Source organism: Mediterraneibacter agrestimuris, assembly GCF_943193195.1.
GTDB classification, from domain to species: Bacteria; Bacillota; Clostridia; order Lachnospirales; family Lachnospiraceae; genus Schaedlerella; species Schaedlerella agrestimuris.
This window is the reverse complement of the sequence record NZ_CALPDG010000005.1, coordinates 82,184-100,349: the sequence shown is the minus strand read 5'-3', so window position 1 is coordinate 100,349 and position 18,166 is coordinate 82,184. Positions and strand designations below refer to the sequence as shown.

Here is an 18,166-nt window from a genome sequence, read left to right as displayed (position 1 = left end):
GAAAATGCTATAAAAGATAAAGAGAGGCATTTATTATGATTCGCTTTTTGGTTATTGTGATATTTCTTGTAACGTTTTTGATTTTATCAATCCCTGTATTTTTTATGGAATGGGTGATCGGAAAGTTCAACCGTAAGACAAGGGACAATTCATCCCTTCGGATCGTGCAGTGGGGATTTAAGAGTATTTTGAAGGTAACAGGAGTAGAAACGGTTGTCATCGGACAGGAGAACATTCCCGATGAGGCAGTATTGTACATTGCCAATCACCGCAGTTTCTTTGATATTCTGCTGACCTATTCCCGGTGTCCGAGACTGACCGGGTATATAGCGAAGAAAGAGATGGAAAATATTCCGCTTCTGTCTACATGGATGAAATATTTATACTGTTTGTTCCTTGACCGTGAGAATATCAAGGAAGGGTTGAAGACGATTCTGCAGGCGATTGAGTATGTGAAGCAGGGAATTTCCATTTGTATTTTCCCGGAGGGTACAAGAAATAAGGGTGAAGAACTGAGCATGCTGCCGTTTAAAGACGGAGCATTCAAAATCGCAACTAAGACCAATTGTGCGATTATTCCAATCTCTATGAATAATACGGCCGAGATTTTTGAGAACCATTTCCCCAAGGTGAAGAAGACCAGGGTCATTATTGAGTATGGAAAGCCGATTTACCCGAATGATCTGGATAAAGAGACAAAGAAACACATTGGAGATTACGTGCAGAATATTATTCAGACGACAATTAATAAGAATGTGGAATTGCTGTAGGAAAAGTAAGTATTAAAAGACTATAAAAACACGTTTTGCTTTGGAAAAGTAGAAATATATTTTCCGGCAGAGCGTGTTTTTATAATACTTGACATCTACGCAAAAATCTATCAAAATAAAATAATATGTCTGAGAGAAAAATGACAAAAGATGAAAGAATGGGAGTGTATGACAAAGCGATGAATCACAAATTACAATTGAGAAATTCTTTTTTATTATTACTGACCGCAGCCATTTGGGGTGTGGCATTTGTAGCTCAGAGTGTAGGGATGGACTATGTAGGTCCGTTTACATTTAATATGATACGAAGCGTGATTGGCGGAATTGTGCTGATACCGTGCATTTTTTTGCTGGATAAGATCTCGCCGAAAGAGAAAAAGGAACTGTCAGCCAAAGAGCAGAAGAAGGAACGTAAGACACTGCTTACCGGCGGAATCTGCTGCGGTATATTGCTGGCGTTTGCAACAAATTTTCAACAGATTGGTATACAGTACACGACAGTAGGAAGAGCTGGATTCATTACCGCATGTTATATTATTATTGTTCCGTTAATTGGAATTACATTTTTTAAGAAAAAATGCCGGTCTACAATCTGGCTTGCGGTTATATTGGCACTGGTTGGACTTTATTTGCTGTGTATTACAGAAGAATTTTCAATTGGGTATGGGGATTTTCTGGTTTTGATATGTTCTTTTTTGTTTTCCTTGCATATTTTGGTGATCGATTATTTTTCACCGTTGGTGGATGGGGTGAAAATGTCTTGTATTCAGTTTTTTGTCTGTGGAATTGTGTCAGGAATCCCGGCATTGTTCACGGAAACGATTGTATGGACCAACGTTTTGCAGGCATGGATGCCGGTTCTGTATGCAGGTGTGATGTCCTGCGGTGTAGCCTATACGCTGCAGATTGTAGGACAGAAGAATATGAATCCGACTGTGGCGTCTTTGATCCTGAGTCTGGAATCTTGTATTGCGGTACTTGCAGGCTGGATAATACTTGGGGAAAGTTTGACGTCCAGAGAAGTGAAGGGATGTATTTTGATGTTTGCGGCAATTGTATTAGCACAGATGCCGGAGAAGAAGTAACAGTTCAGCCTTCTGGCTGCACTGTCACTGAATCCACCGTACGTTCTTACGGACTTTACAGTAAATACAAAGGGGCAGACTTTGAAACAGTCTCATTGTCAGACTTAAATTACTTTGTATTTTTTTTGTCCAGTGACAAAATCCAAAACAAAAATGTCAATCCTAACAATATCCATGGGATTGCCCCATTTAGAAATTCTATGACAGGATTACCTTCAAAAATATTACCAAGTGTGAGAATGACAGCGCCTGCCAAAATGGAAATCCATGCCATCCGGATCACACTTAAGATATCAGGCAATGATTTACCATTTTCCCAATTTGAGATAGTTTGTCTGGAAACCATCAAGATTTCTGATACTTGTGTCTGTGTAAGTTTATTTTCCTCTCGGGCATTTTTAATCTTATCTCCGATATTCATTGTGAACCTCCTTTGGCTATAAGTTTAGCAGATCACTTAAGATTTTTCTATCAAAAGTCTTTTCCAAAAGCGGAAAATACAAGTCAAAATTTCTTTACATCCACATGATGCTATATTTTATCGGACGAAGTCCGCCCGGATGGGTATAGGTTTCTATATAGAAACAGATGCATATTTCCTACATTCTTATAATAAGATAATAAAGAAAATAAGCACTCAGGCTCTCTATGAAAATAATTTTGCGATGTCTTGCTGTGTTTTTGCTGTTGTTTACACTGACAGGCTGTGTTTCCCGTCCGTTGAAGACAGAAAAACTGCGGGATTTGGAGTTTACGGTTTTGGATAAACTTTCCGTGCCGAAAGAATTTCAGGAGATAATCGAAACGAATAAACACGAGCGGTTTAAGCTGACCTATGCAGACGGCGGAGAGCTATATATTGCGGAAGGCTACGGCGCACAGTTAAAAACCGGATACAGTGTAGAGGTGACCGGAATGTATGAGACGGAAAATGCGGTTTACATACACACCAATCTGCTGGGACCGGAAAAGGGAGAGGAGACAAAAGAAATCACCACATTTCCTTATGTAGTGGTGAAGCTGAAATATATCGATAAACAAGTGGTGTTTGATTAAGTGGAAATGAACAGGAGGAGCATATGGAACTGATTCAGAAGCAGGTGCATTATACACAGGAGGGCAAACGGAGCCTTGACCAGTTTTATCTGGACGAGGATGTAAATGTTCCGGATACAAAAGCAGATGTGCGTCAGATCGTACAGGGACGGGGTACGGTAAAGGTGGAGGATATCCGGCTTGTGGAGAATTACCTGCGGGTATCGGGGAAATTATATTATCAGATTCTATACATTACCGATGATGCGGAAAATGCTCCGGCGGTTTTAGAAGGAGCGCTTCCATTTGAAGAAATGGTCTATATGGACGGAGGAGAAAATGAGAATTATTTTGTACAGAATATCCGCGTGGAATTTACCGCAACACTTGTGCATTCCCGTAAGGTGAGTGTTCGTGCCATGGTGGAAATGGAACTTGGCAGGGAGTTGTTGGCAGATGAAGAAACGACCATAGATGTGGAGTGCAGTATCCCTGTATATAAGAAAAAACGGAATTTGAATCTGCTAGGGCTGCACACAACGAAAAAGGATACATATCGCATTAAGGAAGAAATCACTTTGCCTGGAACAAAGGAGAGTATCGGTCAGCTATTGCTGACAGATATCCGTCCGCGCAAGCTGGATATCCGTCTGGATCAGGATGAAATGCGTCTGCAGGGAGAGTTGCTTGTATTCTGTATGTACTGTTCTGAAGATGGGAAAACTGACTGGCTGGAGCAGACCGTGCCTTATGAGGGGCAGATTGCATGCAGCGGTGTGGATTCGGGAATGTACTATCATGTGCAGAACACGCTAGATGATACTCTGATCGATATCCGTCTTGATGAGGATGGTGAAATGCGTGTGCTTGGAATTGAAGGGACACTGAATCTGCGTATGAACATTTATCAGGAAGAGGAACTAGAAGTTTTGGAGGATATGTATTCTTTGGAACAAAACTGTAAGTTTGATACCAGGGAGGCAGAGTATGAGGAACTTTTAATTCAGAATCATTCCAAATGTAAAGTGGCGGAACGGCTGTCGCTTCCAGAACTTAAAGACGATGTATTACAGATCTGTCACAGTGAGGGCGCAGTACAGATGGATCACATAGAGCAGACTGAAGAGGGGCTGCAGATTGAAGGGATTTTACATCTTTCATTTTTGTATCTGCGGGCAGACGATGGGGCTCCGTTCGGAAGCTGGCAGGGAATGGTTCCTTTCTCATGGCTGTTGGAATGTCCGGGCATCACAGAGGATGCAAGATATAATATTGCCTACCATGTGGAACAATTATCTGTCAGTCTGGCAGGCAGCGAGGCAGTGGAAGTTAAGGCGGTTCTGGCATTTGACACATTTATGAGAAAGCCTGTGGTGATACATGTAGTTACAGATGTAGAATTTGCACCGATATCTATGGAAGAGATGGAAAAGCGGCCGGGAATTATTGGCTATATTGTTAAAGAAGGCGATTGTCTGTGGGATTTGGCAAAGCGGTATATGACGACTGCGGAGGGAATTCGTGAGGTCAATGAATTAGATTCAGATTCGTTAAAAAATGGGGATAAATTGTTGATTTTTAAGGAAAATATGAGTATACTGTAAGAAGTGTTAGAAATGTATAATGTATACAAGGTACAAAGGGGAACGTATCGATGAGACAAATCGAATTGAAAGCACTGGCAAAGATAAATCTGGGGCTGGATGTCCTGGGAAGAAGAGAAAATGGATATCATGATGTCCGCATGGTTATGCAGTCGATATATTTATATGATGACGTGAAGCTTGAGCGGAAGACAGCTCCGGGAATTGAGCTGTCTTCTAATCTATATTTCCTTCCGACAGGGGATGGCAACATCGCATACAAGGCGGCTCAGATGTTGATGGACGAGTTTGGTATTGAGGATGGAGTGAAGATTACGCTGAACAAGCACATTCCGGTAGCAGCAGGAATGGCGGGCGGAAGTTCCAATGCGGCTGCGGTTTTATTCGGTATGAACCGTTTGTTTGGGCTGAAACTCTCAAAAAAAGACTTGATGGAGCGGGGCGTAAAGCTGGGTGCGGACGTACCCTATTGTGTGATACGCGGAACTGTGCTGGCGGAGGGAATCGGTGAAGAATTGAAAGTGCTGCCTTCCATGCCGAAATGTACCGTGTTGATAGCAAAACCGTCAATCAGCGTTTCTACGAAGGTAGTTTATGAAGCTTTGGATTCTTCGGAGATTACGATACATCCTGATATCGATGGATTGATCAGTGCATTGGAGAGGGGCAGTCTTAAGGATGTCGCATCATGCATGGGAAATGTTTTGGAGGATGTGACAATTCCAATGCATCCGATAATTGAAGAGATTAAACAGGCGATGATGGAATGTGGCGCGCTGAATGCAATGATGAGCGGAAGCGGACCAACTGTATTTGGATTATTTGAAAATAAAATGGCAGCAAGATATGCGCAGAGCAGAATTCGGGAACTGGGGCTTGCAAAGCAGGTTTATGTGACAAATATTCATAATGCCAGGAGGGACGAAAGATGGACTTAAATTTTACCGTAAAAATGGACGAGTATCTTCCTTTAAGGGATGTTGTGTTTAATACATTGCGTCAGGCAATTCTGCGAGGCGAGTTAAAGCCGGGAGAACGGCTGATGGAGATACAGCTTGCCAACAAACTGGGAGTCAGCAGAACTCCGATCCGTGAGGCGATCCGTAAACTGGAACTGGAGGGGCTGGTTCTGATGATTCCGCGCCGCGGTGCAGAGGTGGCGCAGATTACAGAAAAGAGTCTCAGAGATGTGCTGGAGGTACGAAGGGCATTGGAAGAGCTGGCAGTACAGCTTGCATGTATGCGTATGACAGCAGAAGGCATACGGCAGTTGAAACAGGCTGCTGCTGAGTTTGAAAAAGCACTTGGGGATGAGGATATTACAATCGTGGCAGAAGCAGATGTGGCGTTTCATGATGTAGTTTATCTTGCAACGGATAATGAGCGTTTGATTTCCCTGCTGAATAACTTCCGGGAGCAGATGTACCGTTACCGTGTGGAATACCTGAAGAAGAAAGAGTGCCATGAGAAGCTTTTGGCAGAGCATCGAGATCTGATTCAGGCAATCGAGAATGGGGACAGCGAACGGGCAACGGAGATTACAAGTACACATATAGGAAATCAGGTGGAAGTGGTGAGTGATACGCTGCGAAGGAATGAGGGATAATCGCATTACTGTTCCCATATCTCAGAAAAGTTTTTATATTTTCTCAAATGAGCCAAAGGAAAGTCTCCAATATGAAATATATATCTTCAAGACACACTTTCGTTCCGCAAAAGAGCATAGCGGTACCAGACTCGAAAATACCTCGTCAGGTGCCGATGCTTTTTGAGGGTCTTGAGTGATACATACGTGCTGGTGTGACATGTAGTATATAGGTTTGCGATAAATTGTATAGGATTTTTAAACTGGGATATACTCTCTGTATCAAAGATATGGAGGGTATTTGAATGGAATATACATATTATAAAAGAACAGACCGGGAAAAGAGAGCAAAGGGAATCATTATAGTTCTTTCTCTGGTGATCGCAGCGTTGGTTACGGGGATGATTTCATGGAAGACAAGTGTTATGGCGCAGGAGAAAACGCAGGAGCATTTGGCGCAGGAGGTACTGCGTTTTCATGTGCTGGCGAATAGTGACAGCGAGGCGGATCAGGCATTGAAAATGCAGGTGAAGGAAGCGGTTATCGGATATCTGGAAACAAAACTTCCCGAGGATCTTGATGTGGACGGTACAAAAGACTGGGTGAGACGGCACACAGATGAACTGGAGCAGGTGAGCAGGGATGTGATCGAGATAAACGGATATACATATCCGGTGAATGCTGCGGTAACGACCTGCTATTTTCCCCAGAAGAGTTATGGGGATGTGACATTTCCAAAGGGAAATTATACGGCGCTCCGTGTGGAGATCGGCGCAGCAAAAGGGCAGAACTGGTGGTGTGTACTTTACCCGAATCTCTGCTTTCTGGATGCAGTGAATGCGGTCGTACCGGAGGAGGGGAAAGAGGAATTGAAGAATGTGCTGACAGAGGATGAGTATGCACAGGTGACGGCAGATACAAAATATGAGATAAAATGGTATTTGCCCGAACTATATTCAAAGATGACAGGCAAGTAACCTGCCTTTGCGGTTTGCATATGGCAGAAATGAGAATGCCGGGAATCTGGTAAATACGATAATAAAGATGAGATGATATTCATAGAATGAACGAAAGAGAACAGGCAGGCGGGGAAATGACAGAATTTTTAGTGAGACATTTTGTAAAGGATTATGAGCATACGGAAAAGGTGTCCGTGCGGACTGCCTATGGAGTTTTGGCAAGCATTGTGGGCATCTTTTGTAATGTGTTTTTGTTTCTTGTGAAATTTGCAGTGGGTCTGGTTATACATAGTGTGTCCGTTACGGCGGATGCGTTTAACAACCTGTCAGATGCGGGTTCGTCTATTATTAGCTTTGTGGGGGTGAAGCTGGCGGAAAAACCTGCGGATGAGGAGCATCCCTTCGGACACGGGCGGATGGAATATATTGCGGCTCTGATTGTGTCCTTTCTTGTGCTGGAAGTGGGATTTACATTTCTGAAGGATTCTATAGGTAAGATTCAGTCGCCGGAGGTATTGAGATTCCAGATTGTTTCAGTAGTGATTTTGATTCTCTCGATAGGAGTGAAGCTGTGGCTTGGGTTATTTAACCGGAAGCTGGGAGAGCGAATTGACTCTAAAGTGATGATGGCGGTTTTTACAGATTCTATGGGAGATGTACTGACAACAGCAGCAACGATTTTCTCATTGATTTTTTTTCGCTTTACGGGAATCAATATTGATGGTATCACGGGGATCGGCGTAGCGCTGGTTGTCATGTGGGCGGGTGTCGGCATTGCGAAAGATACGCTGGAACCGCTGCTCGGTGAAGCTGTAGATCCAGAAGTTTACCGTAAAATTAAACAGTTTGTAGAGAGGTATGACGGAATTGTCGGTTCCCATGATCTGATTGTGCATAATTATGGACCAAACCGCAGTATGGCGTCTATCCATGCAGAAGTACCGAATACAACAGATATTGAAGAATCTCATGAGGTGATTGACCGAATTGAGAGAGAGGCAATGGAAAACCTGGGGATTTTTCTTGTGGTACATATGGATCCTATTGAGGTGAGTGATGAAAATGTACTGCGTATCCGTGAACAGGTAAACGAAGCAATTAAGGAAATTGATACGGCATGTACGATTCATGATTTCCGGGTGGTAGACGGCACACATCAGATTAATCTGATTTTCGATCTAGTTGTTCCACGTGAATATGACAAGGAAAAGCAGAAGGATGTGGAGCACAGGCTCTGCGAAAAGGTGAAAACATACGATAAGCGGTATGAGTTTGTCGTGACGGTAGAGCATAACTTTGTGGCAAATTGCAGCAATATTGAGTAGGAACTGGTATTTACGGACTCATTTATGAAAAAATAAGTGGATACAGCAGGTCATAAGGTGGATTGTGAGAAGACTTACGAAAGGAAAAGAGGAACAGAGATGTATACATTTAACAGCAGAATCCGGTACAGTGAAATTGATCATCACGGGACTATTACACTGCCGGGGATCATTAATTATTTTCAGGATTGCAGTACTTTTCAGTCGGAGGATATCGGGCTGGGAGCAGAAGTACTAAAAGAACGAAAAAGGGCGTGGGTTTTAGCATACTGGCATGTGATCGTGGAACGTTATCCCAAATTGGGAGAGAAGATTACAGTAGGTACATTTGCAACAGGATTTAAAGGACTATTCGGCGACCGTAACTTTGTGATGAAGGATGAAAATGGACAGCAGATTGCCTGTGCCAATTCTTTATGGGTATTTATGGATGCAGAAAAAGGGCGTCCGACCCGTCCGGGGGCAGAGGATATAAAACTATATGGAATGGAAGAACCGCTGGATATGCCATATGAAGGAAGAAAAATTGCGGTACCGGAAAGGTTGGAGGACAGAGAATCTTTCCCTGTCCGGAAATATCATATTGATACGAATGAACATGTGAATAACTGTCAGTATGTGCAGATGGCGGTAGAAATGCTTCCGAAGGACAAAAGGGCGCGTCAGCTCCGCGTGGATTATAAAAAGTCGGCGGTACAGGGCGATATCATTTACCCGAAAGTAGCGGAAGAGCCGGAGCGCACGGTAGTTTTGCTCTGTGACGGAGCCGGCAAAGAATATGCGGTAGTGGAAGTAAAATAAGAGCCTTGCCAGCTTTCTCCCAATATCAGCTGGCGAAAGTTTGCCAGCAGTTCTAGTTCGCCATACTGACTGTGTATTAAATCAATATTATCCTGCAGTGCGGCAGATAATCTGTCGCGCAGGAGAATTCCATCGAGATCCTGCTGCAGCCAGTCGTATACAAGTTTGCAGGAAGTATGGATATTATTGCAGTAAGCAGTAAAAAGCGGACTCATTTCCAGCATGATCGGGCAGATATCACTGTCGTAAATCTGCACTTCAGGGTAGATGTAGAGTGTATAGTAACGTTTCCAGACGTCTACATTTTCTTCATTTTCTAAAAATGTGTGAAGTCTCTTTTTCAGGATGTTTTAGAGGATTATCTGCATTTCCGCTGTATTCCGGGTAAAGAATACTGGACAAAGGTACAGAGCGGGATGGAGCGAATGTTCAAGAATCCAATGGTTGCAGCAATGCTGCCGACTATTGAGCAGATGAAGGCAAATAACGTAGCGCTGGCATCTAAAGAGATGGGACCGAAATGGGCAGAAGATAACAATGAGACAGATTGGATTCAGGCGTTCTACGGTTCTCTGGAAGAAAAACACAAGTTGATCGGAACGAAGTTCGAGATGCACCGTCCAAGTGAGGAAGAAAGCTTCCTTGATCATGGATATGACGAGAGTAAGGGACTGGAAAATCTCACGGCGGAGGATTTGCAGAAAGCGGCTGCATTCAGAGGCGGTGAATATCTCGGAGGCGATCCGGCAGATATATACACTCCAGTGAAGTGGAAATGTGCATTCGGACATGAATTTGAATTGTCTGTTAATGCAGTTCTACAGGGCGGGCACTGGTGTCCGGAGTGTATGAAGGACAGTTGGGCTTATCCGAAGATTGCCAGAAAGAATCCGTTCTATGCACAGGTATGGGATCCACAGCACAGCCCAGATGAGACTTATGAGATTCCGATGAAATTCAGCGCCTATGAGATACGTGAAGAATTGAAGAAGAAACTGGGATTATAAGAAGTAAAAAGCTCCGGTTGGAACGTTGGTTCCGGTCGGAGCTTTCGATTTTCGTATATTTAATAAAATCGTTCGGCTGTTAGGGTGATTATCAATACACATCCCGATAAGATCAAAAGGATAATAAGAGGAATATAATTTTCTGCATCACCAGTTTTTACAGCGGTGGTTTTTTGAATGGTAAACTGTGTCTCGGCAGAGGTTCCGTCACTATAAGCCAGTTTAATAGTGTGGGTTCCGCCCGCAAGGCTTTCCAGATAAGCCGGGTGTAAAGTAAGTATGGTACTTCCGGAAGTGACAGTATAGTTACTTGGGTGAACAAGTTCATTGTTTACATAGACCCCTGTTAAGTTTTCAAGGCTTCCAGAACAGGTGACAGTAATGCCATTTGAACTTCCGTGCTGGAAAATCTGCCCGACACCTGCGGTTATCTTAGGCGGTGTTAACTTTGGAATAGTCTCGGTCTGGAGAATATTTTTACAAGCTGTACATTCCTTATGACGGCTGCCTTCTGCGGAAACAGTCGGCTTCGTATCTGTAATCCAGTCACTCGCTGTATGTGGTGCGGTTTCATTTCTTCCTCCGCAAAGACACTCATGCCAATGACTGGTTTCATCGGATTTCCACTCATTTCCATATTTGTGTATATGTGGGAGTTTTGGAATAATCTCTTTTTTGGTGTATCCGCATGTTTCACATTTGAGAACCTTTTCGCCTTCAGTATCTTCTGTTGCTTCCTTTGTAACAATACCGTTGTCAAAAATGTGCGCTGCCCATGCAATTTCCTTCATATCGCAGATACCTTCGGCGGAAGTACACTCCTGCCAGTGCTCCTTATTGTTGGATTTCCATGTATAGATATGTTCGTGAGGAAGCATGGCAATTGTTTCAGTCTTAGTATATTCACAGATGCTACATTTGAAAACCTGTTCACCTTCTTCGGATTTGGTAGCTTCTTTTGTGATCGTACCTTTGTCAAAGAGATGTTCAGCCAGTTCAATTGTTTTTGCATCACAGATGCCTTCAGTGGAAGTACATTCCTGCCAGTGCACTGCGTCGTCGAACTTCCATTCGTATGTATGTAGATGCGATATTGGATCCGGCGCCGGAATTGGGTTTTCTTCCGGTTCGGAATCGCCAGTGGGCTTAGGATCGTCTATCGGTGCGGAAGCTGCTTCCCATATGCCGTAAAATGTATAGTCCGCATGAACTTCTAAAGGAAGATTCACAACCTCACCGCCGGGGGCATTTGCCCAGCCAATCCAGTCATATCCGTCATACGCTGGAAGCTGCGGAACTGAAAAGCTGCCGCCTGCCGAAACAAATTGTTTTGAAAGTAAGGTTGTACCATCGATTTCAGTAAAACGAATACAGAAGTATTCTGCGGCAAGTGGTGGAATATTTTCTTTGACTTCAAATTCTGCACCCTGGATCATAATATCAGCCCCGGTTTCAGTGTCTGGAATATAAATCGAATATGTGCCTGCTGGTATAGCCGCTCCGTTATCTACTGCTGTCAAAGGATATATGATATCTTCTTCTGTATCCGTTCTTTTTAAATATGCCTGACTGAGATCCGTTTTTTCTCCTCTGTATACTAATGTGATCAGCGGTGAGCTTTCTGACTGTCCGTTGTCTGACGCAACACTGTTTTCAGCATACACATTGAGCGGTGCAAATCCTATGCACAGGGATAATCCCAATAATATAGAGAGCGTGATAATAAGTAACCTTCGGTCTTTATTGTGAATATACTTTGTTAACATTATAAAATTCACTCCCTTCTGTGACAGCCCTCCCTTTGCTGTCAGTGTGATTATAAAAAGGTGTATTGTTGTATTCTAATTCTACTCTAAATAATCAGAAAAGTAAATGGCGAAATCTTAATTTATCAGAAAATTAATGTTTTATTATGGATAAGAGTTTTCAATTGTTATGTTGACAATGGATTTATGTAATAGTTTGGCAGAAGGATGAACTGATACAGAATCCCTTGACAGTATCAGTGAAAAATGGATATAATACAATAAGGAAAAAGAAGTGACAACATGAGAACTCGTATTCTTATAACTACATAAGATTACGGGTTTTTTTCGGGGTGACAAAAAGATGTGTACGAAAGGTACAGAAAATGTAACCGTGAAGGTACAGAACAGCTATAAGAAAAATAAGAATAACAGGAGCGTAAAGGATATGAAGTATGATGTAGTAATTATTGGAGCCGGACCGGGCGGGATTTTTTCTGCATATGAGTTAGTGAAGAAGAATGAGAATCTGAAGATTGCCGTGTATGAGGCGGGAAATCCATTGGAGAAGCGCCGCTGTCCGATTGACGGGGACAAGGTAAAGAGTTGTATTAGCTGTAAGACATGTGCGATCATGAGCGGGTTCGGAGGAGCCGGCGCATTTTCTGACGGAAAATATAACATTACGAATGCATTCGGCGGTACTCTGTATGAGCACATCGGACGGCAAAAGGCAATTGACCTGATGAAGTATGTGGATGATATTAATATGAAGCATGGTGGAGAGGGAACGAAGATGTATTCCACCGCAGGCACGAAGTTCAAAAAGCTGTGTATGCAGAATCAGTTAAATCTACTGGATGCGTCTGTACGTCATTTGGGAACGGACATCAACTATGTAGTTCTGGAAAATATTTATGCAAAGCTGAAGGATAAGGTGGACTTCTACTTTAACTGTGGCGTGGATAGATTGGAAGTCATTGACGGCGGATACCGTATTTTCTATGGAAATGAATCCGTAGACTGTGAGCGCTGCGTGATCTCTGTGGGACGAAGCGGCAGCAAGTGGATGCAGACAGTATGTAAAGAACTGGAAATTTCAACACTGTCCAATCGTGTGGATCTTGGGGTGCGTGTGGAGATTCCGGCAGAGATTTTCTCTCATCTGACAGACGAACTGTACGAGAGCAAGATTGTGTACCGCACAGAGAAGTTTGAGGACAATGTGCGTACGTTCTGCATGAATCCCTATGGAATTGTAGTAAATGAAAATACAAACGGAATTGTAACAGTTAACGGACACAGCTATGAAGATGCGGACAAGCAAACGGAGAATACAAACTTTGCATTGCTCGTGTCCAAGCATTTCTCCGAGCCATTCAAGGATAGTAACGGATATGGTGAAAGCATTGCGCAACTGTCAAATATGTTGGGCGGCGGCGTCATTGTACAGCGGTTCGGAGATTTGATCCGCGGAAGACGAAGTAATGAGAAACGTATCGAGGAAGGTCTGGTTCACCCGACACTGGCGGCTACACCTGGAGATTTGAGTCTGGTACTGCCAAAGCGTATTATGGATGGAATCATTGAGATGATTTACGCATTGGATAAGATCGCGCCGGGTACAGCAAATGACGATACATTGTTATATGGTGTAGAAGTAAAATTTTATAATATGGAAGTGGATATTGATGAAAATCTGGAGACTCGCTACAAAGGACTGTATGTCATCGGGGACGGAAGCGGTGTGACACATTCCCTGTCTCATGCATCCGCCAGCGGTGTGTATGTGGCAAGACATATATTAGAGACCGTTGTAAAATAGGGTTACTGTTTAAAGCTTTTGCTATGAAAAGTAATGGAAAGGACAGAAGAATGGCAGCAGAGAAGATTACAGAAGAAAAGAAACAAATGCTGATGAAGCTTCGTAATACAGAAGTACTCTATACGTTGATGTCGGATTTTACAAGGATGCCGTTTGTAGAATGTGATGACGAGACATTTGATGATGAGGTGTTTGTATATTTCCAGGAAGCGGATGCGAAGAGAGAGGCTGAGAGAAGAATACAGGAGGGGGACAAGGTTCATGTTACCAAATTTATGAATAAGTTTCTTCTTCCTTTTTATACCAGCCTGTATCCGATGGGAATCAACTGCATTGTAGTGAATAAGGGAGCGGGCGACGAGATGTCAGTACAGATGACTGAATTGATCGTCCGCAATGAAAAAGAAGCAGAGAAACAGGGCAGACCGATCATTGAGAATCAGGAGCTTCATCTGACAGCGCTTTACTTTATGCAAAAGCTTCGTGCACAAGGCGAAATGAAGATGACGGAAGAACTGCAGGAACTTAACGAAGAAATGATGGCTCATTATATGCGGGGGAAATATATCATTGGTGTGACGGCGCAAAATGAGGTTCCGATTTTAAGGCAAAAAGATGGCAAGATTTTACAGCCGATTTTTACAGATATGCAGGAATTTATGAAGTTTCAAAGTATGAATAAGACTGAGAAATTAAAAACTGCTGTGGTAGAAGCCTCTAAGATAGCAGAACTGGCTGCAAAAGGGGTATTTGGCATTACAGTAAACCCGTTTGGGGTAAACTTAGTATTACAGCTGCCGCGTAAAGAGTAGGACTTTGCACTTGCTGCAAAGTCAGTAAGAAGGCGTGAAGGGTATAGGACTTTGTACTTGCTGCAAAGTCAGTAAGAAAGCGTGAAGGTTCAAAATTAAAAAATAATGGACGGAAGAACAGGAGAATAAAACAGGATGAAATTAGGAGAAAAGCAGGTATTGACAGTAGTCAAAAAGGTAGAATTCGGAGTATATCTCGGAAGCAGTGAAGAGCGTGTGCTTTTGCCGAAACGTCAGGTTCCGGCAGGAATCGAACTGGGAGACCCGGTGGAAGTATTTCTGTACAAGGATTCTGATGACCGTTTGATTGCGACAACTAATGAGCCTAAGCTGTCGATTGGAAAACTGGCAGTATTGGATGTGATTGATGCAAACCGTATGGGGGCATTTTTGGACTGGGGACTGGAGAAAGATTTATTTCTTCCGTTTAAACAGCAGACAGCCAAGGTGCAGAAGGGGGAGCAGTGTCTGGTGACTCTTTATATTGATAAGAGTGAGCGCCTCTGTGCAACGATGAAAGTTTATCATTTACTGCGTACAGATTCTCCCTATAAAAAGGATGATAAAATAAGCGGAATCATTTATGATACAAGTGATAAATTCGGCGTATTTGTAGCAGTGGATAATCAATATTCTGCACGGATCCCGAAAAAAGACGTAAACGGCAGAATGAAAGTGGGAGATGTAATTGAAGCCCGTGTGACTGCTGTAAAAGAAGATGGAAAGCTGGATTTGAGTGTGCGTGATAAGATTCCGGCACAGATGGATAAAGATGCAGAACTGGTTTTGAAGCATATTCAGGGCTATAATGGCAGGCTTCCGTTTACAGATAAGGCAGACCCGGAGCGGATAAAACAGGAGTTCGGCATGAGTAAGGCGGCTTTCAAGCGTGCGGTCGGAAGACTGTTAAAGGAAGGTAAGGTTGAAATTCTGGAAGACGGAGTTGTATTGCGGAGGAAATCATAAGATGACAGGCGCTGTGTTACTGTTTACACGGTGCCTTGCACTGCGCTGCAAGGTGTCCGGTCAATGAAGTGATGACAGCGATATATCCAGCCTCTCGCCATAAACAAAGAATTAAGAATATTTTTCTTGCAATCCTTCCTAAATACGTTATAATGTAACTGTAACTTGGAAAATATTGTAAGACAATTGGAGTTGGAAAGGAGTTATACTCATGAAAGTACAGAATATCAAAGATATAGAAGCATTTTTTAAGACAGTAGATGCTTGCAAGGGCAAGGTAGAGCTGGTAACAGGAGAAGGAGACAGACTGAACCTGAAGTCCAAGCTGTCACAGTATGTATCTATGGCAAATATTTTCTCCAACGGAGAGATTCCGGAGCTAGAGATTATTGCATATGAACCGGAAGATACAGAGAAACTGATTCAGTTCATGATGACTGGAGAGTAAGAAACAAATAATGAGAGCAGTTCCGAAAGGAACTGCTTTTATACTTTCCATAGGTTTGGATAGGAGTACGTGATGATAAGGATCGCGATTGTAGAAGATGAAGAGTATTATGTAAAGCAGTTAACAGGATATCTGGATGAATATCAGAAAAGTGAACAGGATGTATTCGAAATTACGGTTTACAGAGATGGAGATGCTATAACTTCTGATTACAAGGCACAGTTTGATATTATACTGATGGATATTCAAATGAAATTTGTGGACGGGATGACTGCGGCAGAGGAAATACGGCAAATGGATTCAGAGGTCGTCATTATCTTTATTACTAATATGACCCAGTATGCAATTCGCGGATATGAGGTGGATGCGCTGGACTATGTGTTAAAACCGGTATCCTATTTTGCTTTCAGCCAGAAGCTGAAACGGGCGGTATCTCGTATTAAGAAGCGAAGCAGTGCATATATCACCCTAACCGTGAGGGGCGGAATCATTAGAGTCAGTGTGGAGGATATTTATTATGTAGAAAGCGCGGGGCATAATCTCGTGTACCATACCGGAAATACTACACATATGACTTCCGGCACGATGAAACAGGCAGAAGAAGTACTGGGGGAATATGGGTTTTCCAGAGGAAACCAGTGCTATTTGATTAATCTGGCACATGTGGACGGGATACAGGATAAGTGTGCTATTGTAAAGGGTGAGAAACTGCAGATTAGTCGTCCTAAAATGAACGCATTTATGCAGGATCTGACAAAGTACTGGGGAGATTTGAAATAATGGAAACAGTTGTGAACTATGTACTTCCGGACATTCCCAGATTTTATACTGCATTGGCGGAATGGATGGCATGTCTGTGTTGTATATTGAGTATGAAAAAAAGATACACAGGATGGAAAATGACAGGAATCGCTGTTGCTTCGCTTATTCTGCAAGTTACATTTATGCAGGTTACAAAGGGACAGGAAGGAATCTGGTGGATACTTTGTATGGCTGCGGCTGTCGGTTTGATGTATGGGTTTATTATTCTATGCGGTGATATAGACTGTAAGGGGGCGGCATATTATTGTGTGACCGCATTTGTGACGGCAGAATTTGCTGCGTCATTGGAGTGGCAGCTGGATTGTTTTTTTCGGTTTGCAATGAGATGGAGCAATGTTTGGTTTCGTGTAGGGTTGTTGATTTTAATTTATGGAACTGTATACGTGACAATATGTATTTGCTATCGGAAATGTAATAATTCAGGAGAACCGCTCCTGGTGACAAATAAAGAATTACTTTCATGTGTGATCATTGGACTGGCGGTTTTTTTGATGAGTAATCTTGGATTTGTAGCTGTAACAACACCGTTTAGCGGAGATGGCGCGACGGATATATTTAATGTTCGTACATTGGTTGACCTGGGAGGAGTTGCGATTCTATATGCTTATCACGTACAGGTGGTTGATCTGCGGGTGAGGCGTGAATTGGAGATTGTGCAGACAATTCTGCACAATCAGTATGTCCAATATCAGCAGTCACAGGAAGCAATGGATTTGATTCATTACAAATATCACGATTTGAAGCATCATATTATTGCCCTGAGGGCACAGGAAAGCACTAGTGAAAGGGAGTCCTATCTGGATAAGATGGAAGAAGAGATCCAGAATTTTGAGGTTCAGAACAGGACGGGGAATGAAGTACTGGATACACTTTTGAATGCAAAAATGCTCCAATGTATGAAAAATAATATTTCCATGACCTGTGTGGCGGATGGAACTTTATTTTCTTGTATGGATACGATAGATATCTGTTCTATATTTGGAAATGCACTGGATAATGCAATTGAGTATGAAGAGAAGCAGGAGGAAAAGGAAAAGCGTCTGATTCATGTAACTGCATATGCGCAGAAAAATTTCCTGATTATCCGGATTGAGAATTATTGTGAAGAGAAGTTTGATTTTGAATATGCATTTCCGGCTACAACGAAAGGGGATACGCAGTTTCATGGTTATGGCTTGAAAAGTCTGCGGTATACAGCTCGTAAATATGGCGGAGAAGTGGATGTCAATTTGGAAGATAACTGGTTTGTAGTGAAGGTATTGATTCCGATGAACATGCAGAGATGCTGATGATTCATTGAAAAGCTGACAGCGGTATGTGATTACAGGCAGATATAAGAACGTTCGCGTTTGTATGATTTATACAAATGCGAGCGTT

General features: G+C 42.7%; 18 protein-coding genes. 16 read left to right on the top strand and 2 right to left on the bottom strand.

Translation table 11 applies throughout. The features are described from left to right. The first annotated feature begins 35 nt into the window (after positions 1 to 35). Positions 36 to 770, top strand: a complete 735-nt coding sequence (locus NFS18_RS04600; RefSeq protein ID WP_251388406.1) for a lysophospholipid acyltransferase family protein — start codon at positions 36 to 38, stop codon at positions 768 to 770. Between the two features lie 140 nt (positions 771 to 910). Next, a complete protein-coding gene (locus NFS18_RS04595; RefSeq protein ID WP_331477509.1) occupies positions 911 to 1,855 on the top strand; it encodes a DMT family transporter in 945 nt (314 codons plus the stop codon). Between the two features lie 109 nt (positions 1,856 to 1,964). On the opposite strand, the gene NFS18_RS19440 is transcribed toward NFS18_RS04595, so the two are convergent. Continuing rightward, complete coding sequence (locus NFS18_RS19440; RefSeq protein ID WP_331477508.1) at positions 1,965 to 2,276, bottom strand: helix-turn-helix transcriptional regulator; 312 nt, start codon at positions 2,274 to 2,276, stop codon at positions 1,965 to 1,967. Between the two features lie 227 nt (positions 2,277 to 2,503). On the opposite strand from NFS18_RS19440, the gene NFS18_RS04585 reads away from it, so the two are divergent. The 8 genes from NFS18_RS04585 (at position 2,504) to NFS18_RS04550 (ending at position 10,171) form a co-directional block, all read left to right on the top strand. Then, positions 2,504 to 2,911 carry a protease complex subunit PrcB family protein gene (locus NFS18_RS04585; RefSeq protein WP_251388404.1) on the top strand — a complete coding sequence of 136 codons (408 nt, stop codon included), beginning with the start codon at positions 2,504 to 2,506 and terminating at the stop codon, positions 2,909 to 2,911. 23 nt (positions 2,912 to 2,934) lie between these two features. After that, positions 2,935 to 4,494 carry a DUF3794 and LysM peptidoglycan-binding domain-containing protein gene (locus NFS18_RS04580; protein ID WP_251388403.1) on the top strand — a complete coding sequence of 520 codons (1,560 nt, stop codon included), beginning with the start codon at positions 2,935 to 2,937 and terminating at the stop codon, positions 4,492 to 4,494. A gap of 50 nt (positions 4,495 to 4,544) precedes the next feature. Beyond that, a complete protein-coding gene (gene ispE, locus NFS18_RS04575) occupies positions 4,545 to 5,432 on the top strand; it encodes a 4-(cytidine 5'-diphospho)-2-C-methyl-D-erythritol kinase (RefSeq protein ID WP_251388400.1) in 888 nt (295 codons plus the stop codon). Further along, a complete protein-coding gene (locus NFS18_RS04570; RefSeq protein WP_251388399.1) occupies positions 5,423 to 6,100 on the top strand; it encodes a GntR family transcriptional regulator in 678 nt (225 codons plus the stop codon). The genes ispE and NFS18_RS04570 overlap by 10 nt, the downstream gene beginning before the upstream one ends. 284 nt (positions 6,101 to 6,384) lie before the next feature. Continuing rightward, entirely contained in the window at positions 6,385 to 7,056 is a 672-nt protein-coding gene (gene spoIIR, locus NFS18_RS04565) for a stage II sporulation protein R (protein ID WP_251388397.1), read from the top strand. 116 nt (positions 7,057 to 7,172) lie between these two features. Then, the gene (locus NFS18_RS04560) at positions 7,173 to 8,363 is read left to right on the top strand and encodes a cation diffusion facilitator family transporter (RefSeq protein WP_251388473.1); all 1,191 of its coding nucleotides are present in this window, start codon (positions 7,173 to 7,175) and stop codon (positions 8,361 to 8,363) included. A gap of 99 nt (positions 8,364 to 8,462) precedes the next feature. After that, positions 8,463 to 9,164 carry an acyl-[acyl-carrier-protein] thioesterase gene (locus NFS18_RS04555; protein WP_251388471.1) on the top strand — a complete coding sequence of 234 codons (702 nt, stop codon included), beginning with the start codon at positions 8,463 to 8,465 and terminating at the stop codon, positions 9,162 to 9,164. 425 nt (positions 9,165 to 9,589) lie between these two features. Continuing rightward, positions 9,590 to 10,171: a hypothetical protein gene (locus NFS18_RS04550; protein WP_251388394.1), complete on the top strand. Its 582-nt coding sequence runs from the start codon at positions 9,590 to 9,592 to the stop codon at positions 10,169 to 10,171. Between the two features lie 59 nt (positions 10,172 to 10,230). Here NFS18_RS04550 and NFS18_RS04545 read toward each other — a convergent pair whose 3' ends face one another. Then, positions 10,231 to 11,937, bottom strand: coding sequence for a hypothetical protein (locus NFS18_RS04545; RefSeq protein ID WP_251388392.1), 1,707 nt, complete (start codon positions 11,935 to 11,937; stop codon positions 10,231 to 10,233). A gap of 427 nt (positions 11,938 to 12,364) precedes the next feature. On the opposite strand from NFS18_RS04545, the gene NFS18_RS04540 reads away from it, so the two are divergent. The 6 genes from NFS18_RS04540 to NFS18_RS04515 all read left to right on the top strand — a co-directional run bounded on the left by NFS18_RS04540 (position 12,365) and on the right by NFS18_RS04515 (position 18,078). Beyond that, positions 12,365 to 13,741, top strand: a complete 1,377-nt coding sequence (locus NFS18_RS04540) for an NAD(P)/FAD-dependent oxidoreductase (protein ID WP_251388469.1) — start codon at positions 12,365 to 12,367, stop codon at positions 13,739 to 13,741. 50 nt (positions 13,742 to 13,791) lie between these two features. Next, entirely contained in the window at positions 13,792 to 14,553 is a 762-nt protein-coding gene (locus NFS18_RS04535) for an SseB family protein (RefSeq protein WP_251388390.1), read from the top strand. A gap of 135 nt (positions 14,554 to 14,688) precedes the next feature. Next, positions 14,689 to 15,519, top strand: coding sequence for a CvfB family protein (locus NFS18_RS04530; RefSeq protein WP_251388388.1), 831 nt, complete (start codon positions 14,689 to 14,691; stop codon positions 15,517 to 15,519). Between the two features lie 211 nt (positions 15,520 to 15,730). After that, entirely contained in the window at positions 15,731 to 15,967 is a 237-nt protein-coding gene (locus tag NFS18_RS04525; RefSeq protein ID WP_251388387.1) for a polya polymerase, read from the top strand. Between the two features lie 72 nt (positions 15,968 to 16,039). Next, entirely contained in the window at positions 16,040 to 16,747 is a 708-nt protein-coding gene (locus tag NFS18_RS04520) for a LytR/AlgR family response regulator transcription factor (protein WP_251388384.1), read from the top strand. Then, the gene (locus NFS18_RS04515; RefSeq protein ID WP_251388382.1) at positions 16,747 to 18,078 is read left to right on the top strand and encodes a sensor histidine kinase; all 1,332 of its coding nucleotides are present in this window, start codon (positions 16,747 to 16,749) and stop codon (positions 18,076 to 18,078) included. The genes NFS18_RS04520 and NFS18_RS04515 overlap by 1 nt, the downstream gene beginning before the upstream one ends. Positions 18,079 to 18,166: the final 88 nt, after the last annotated feature.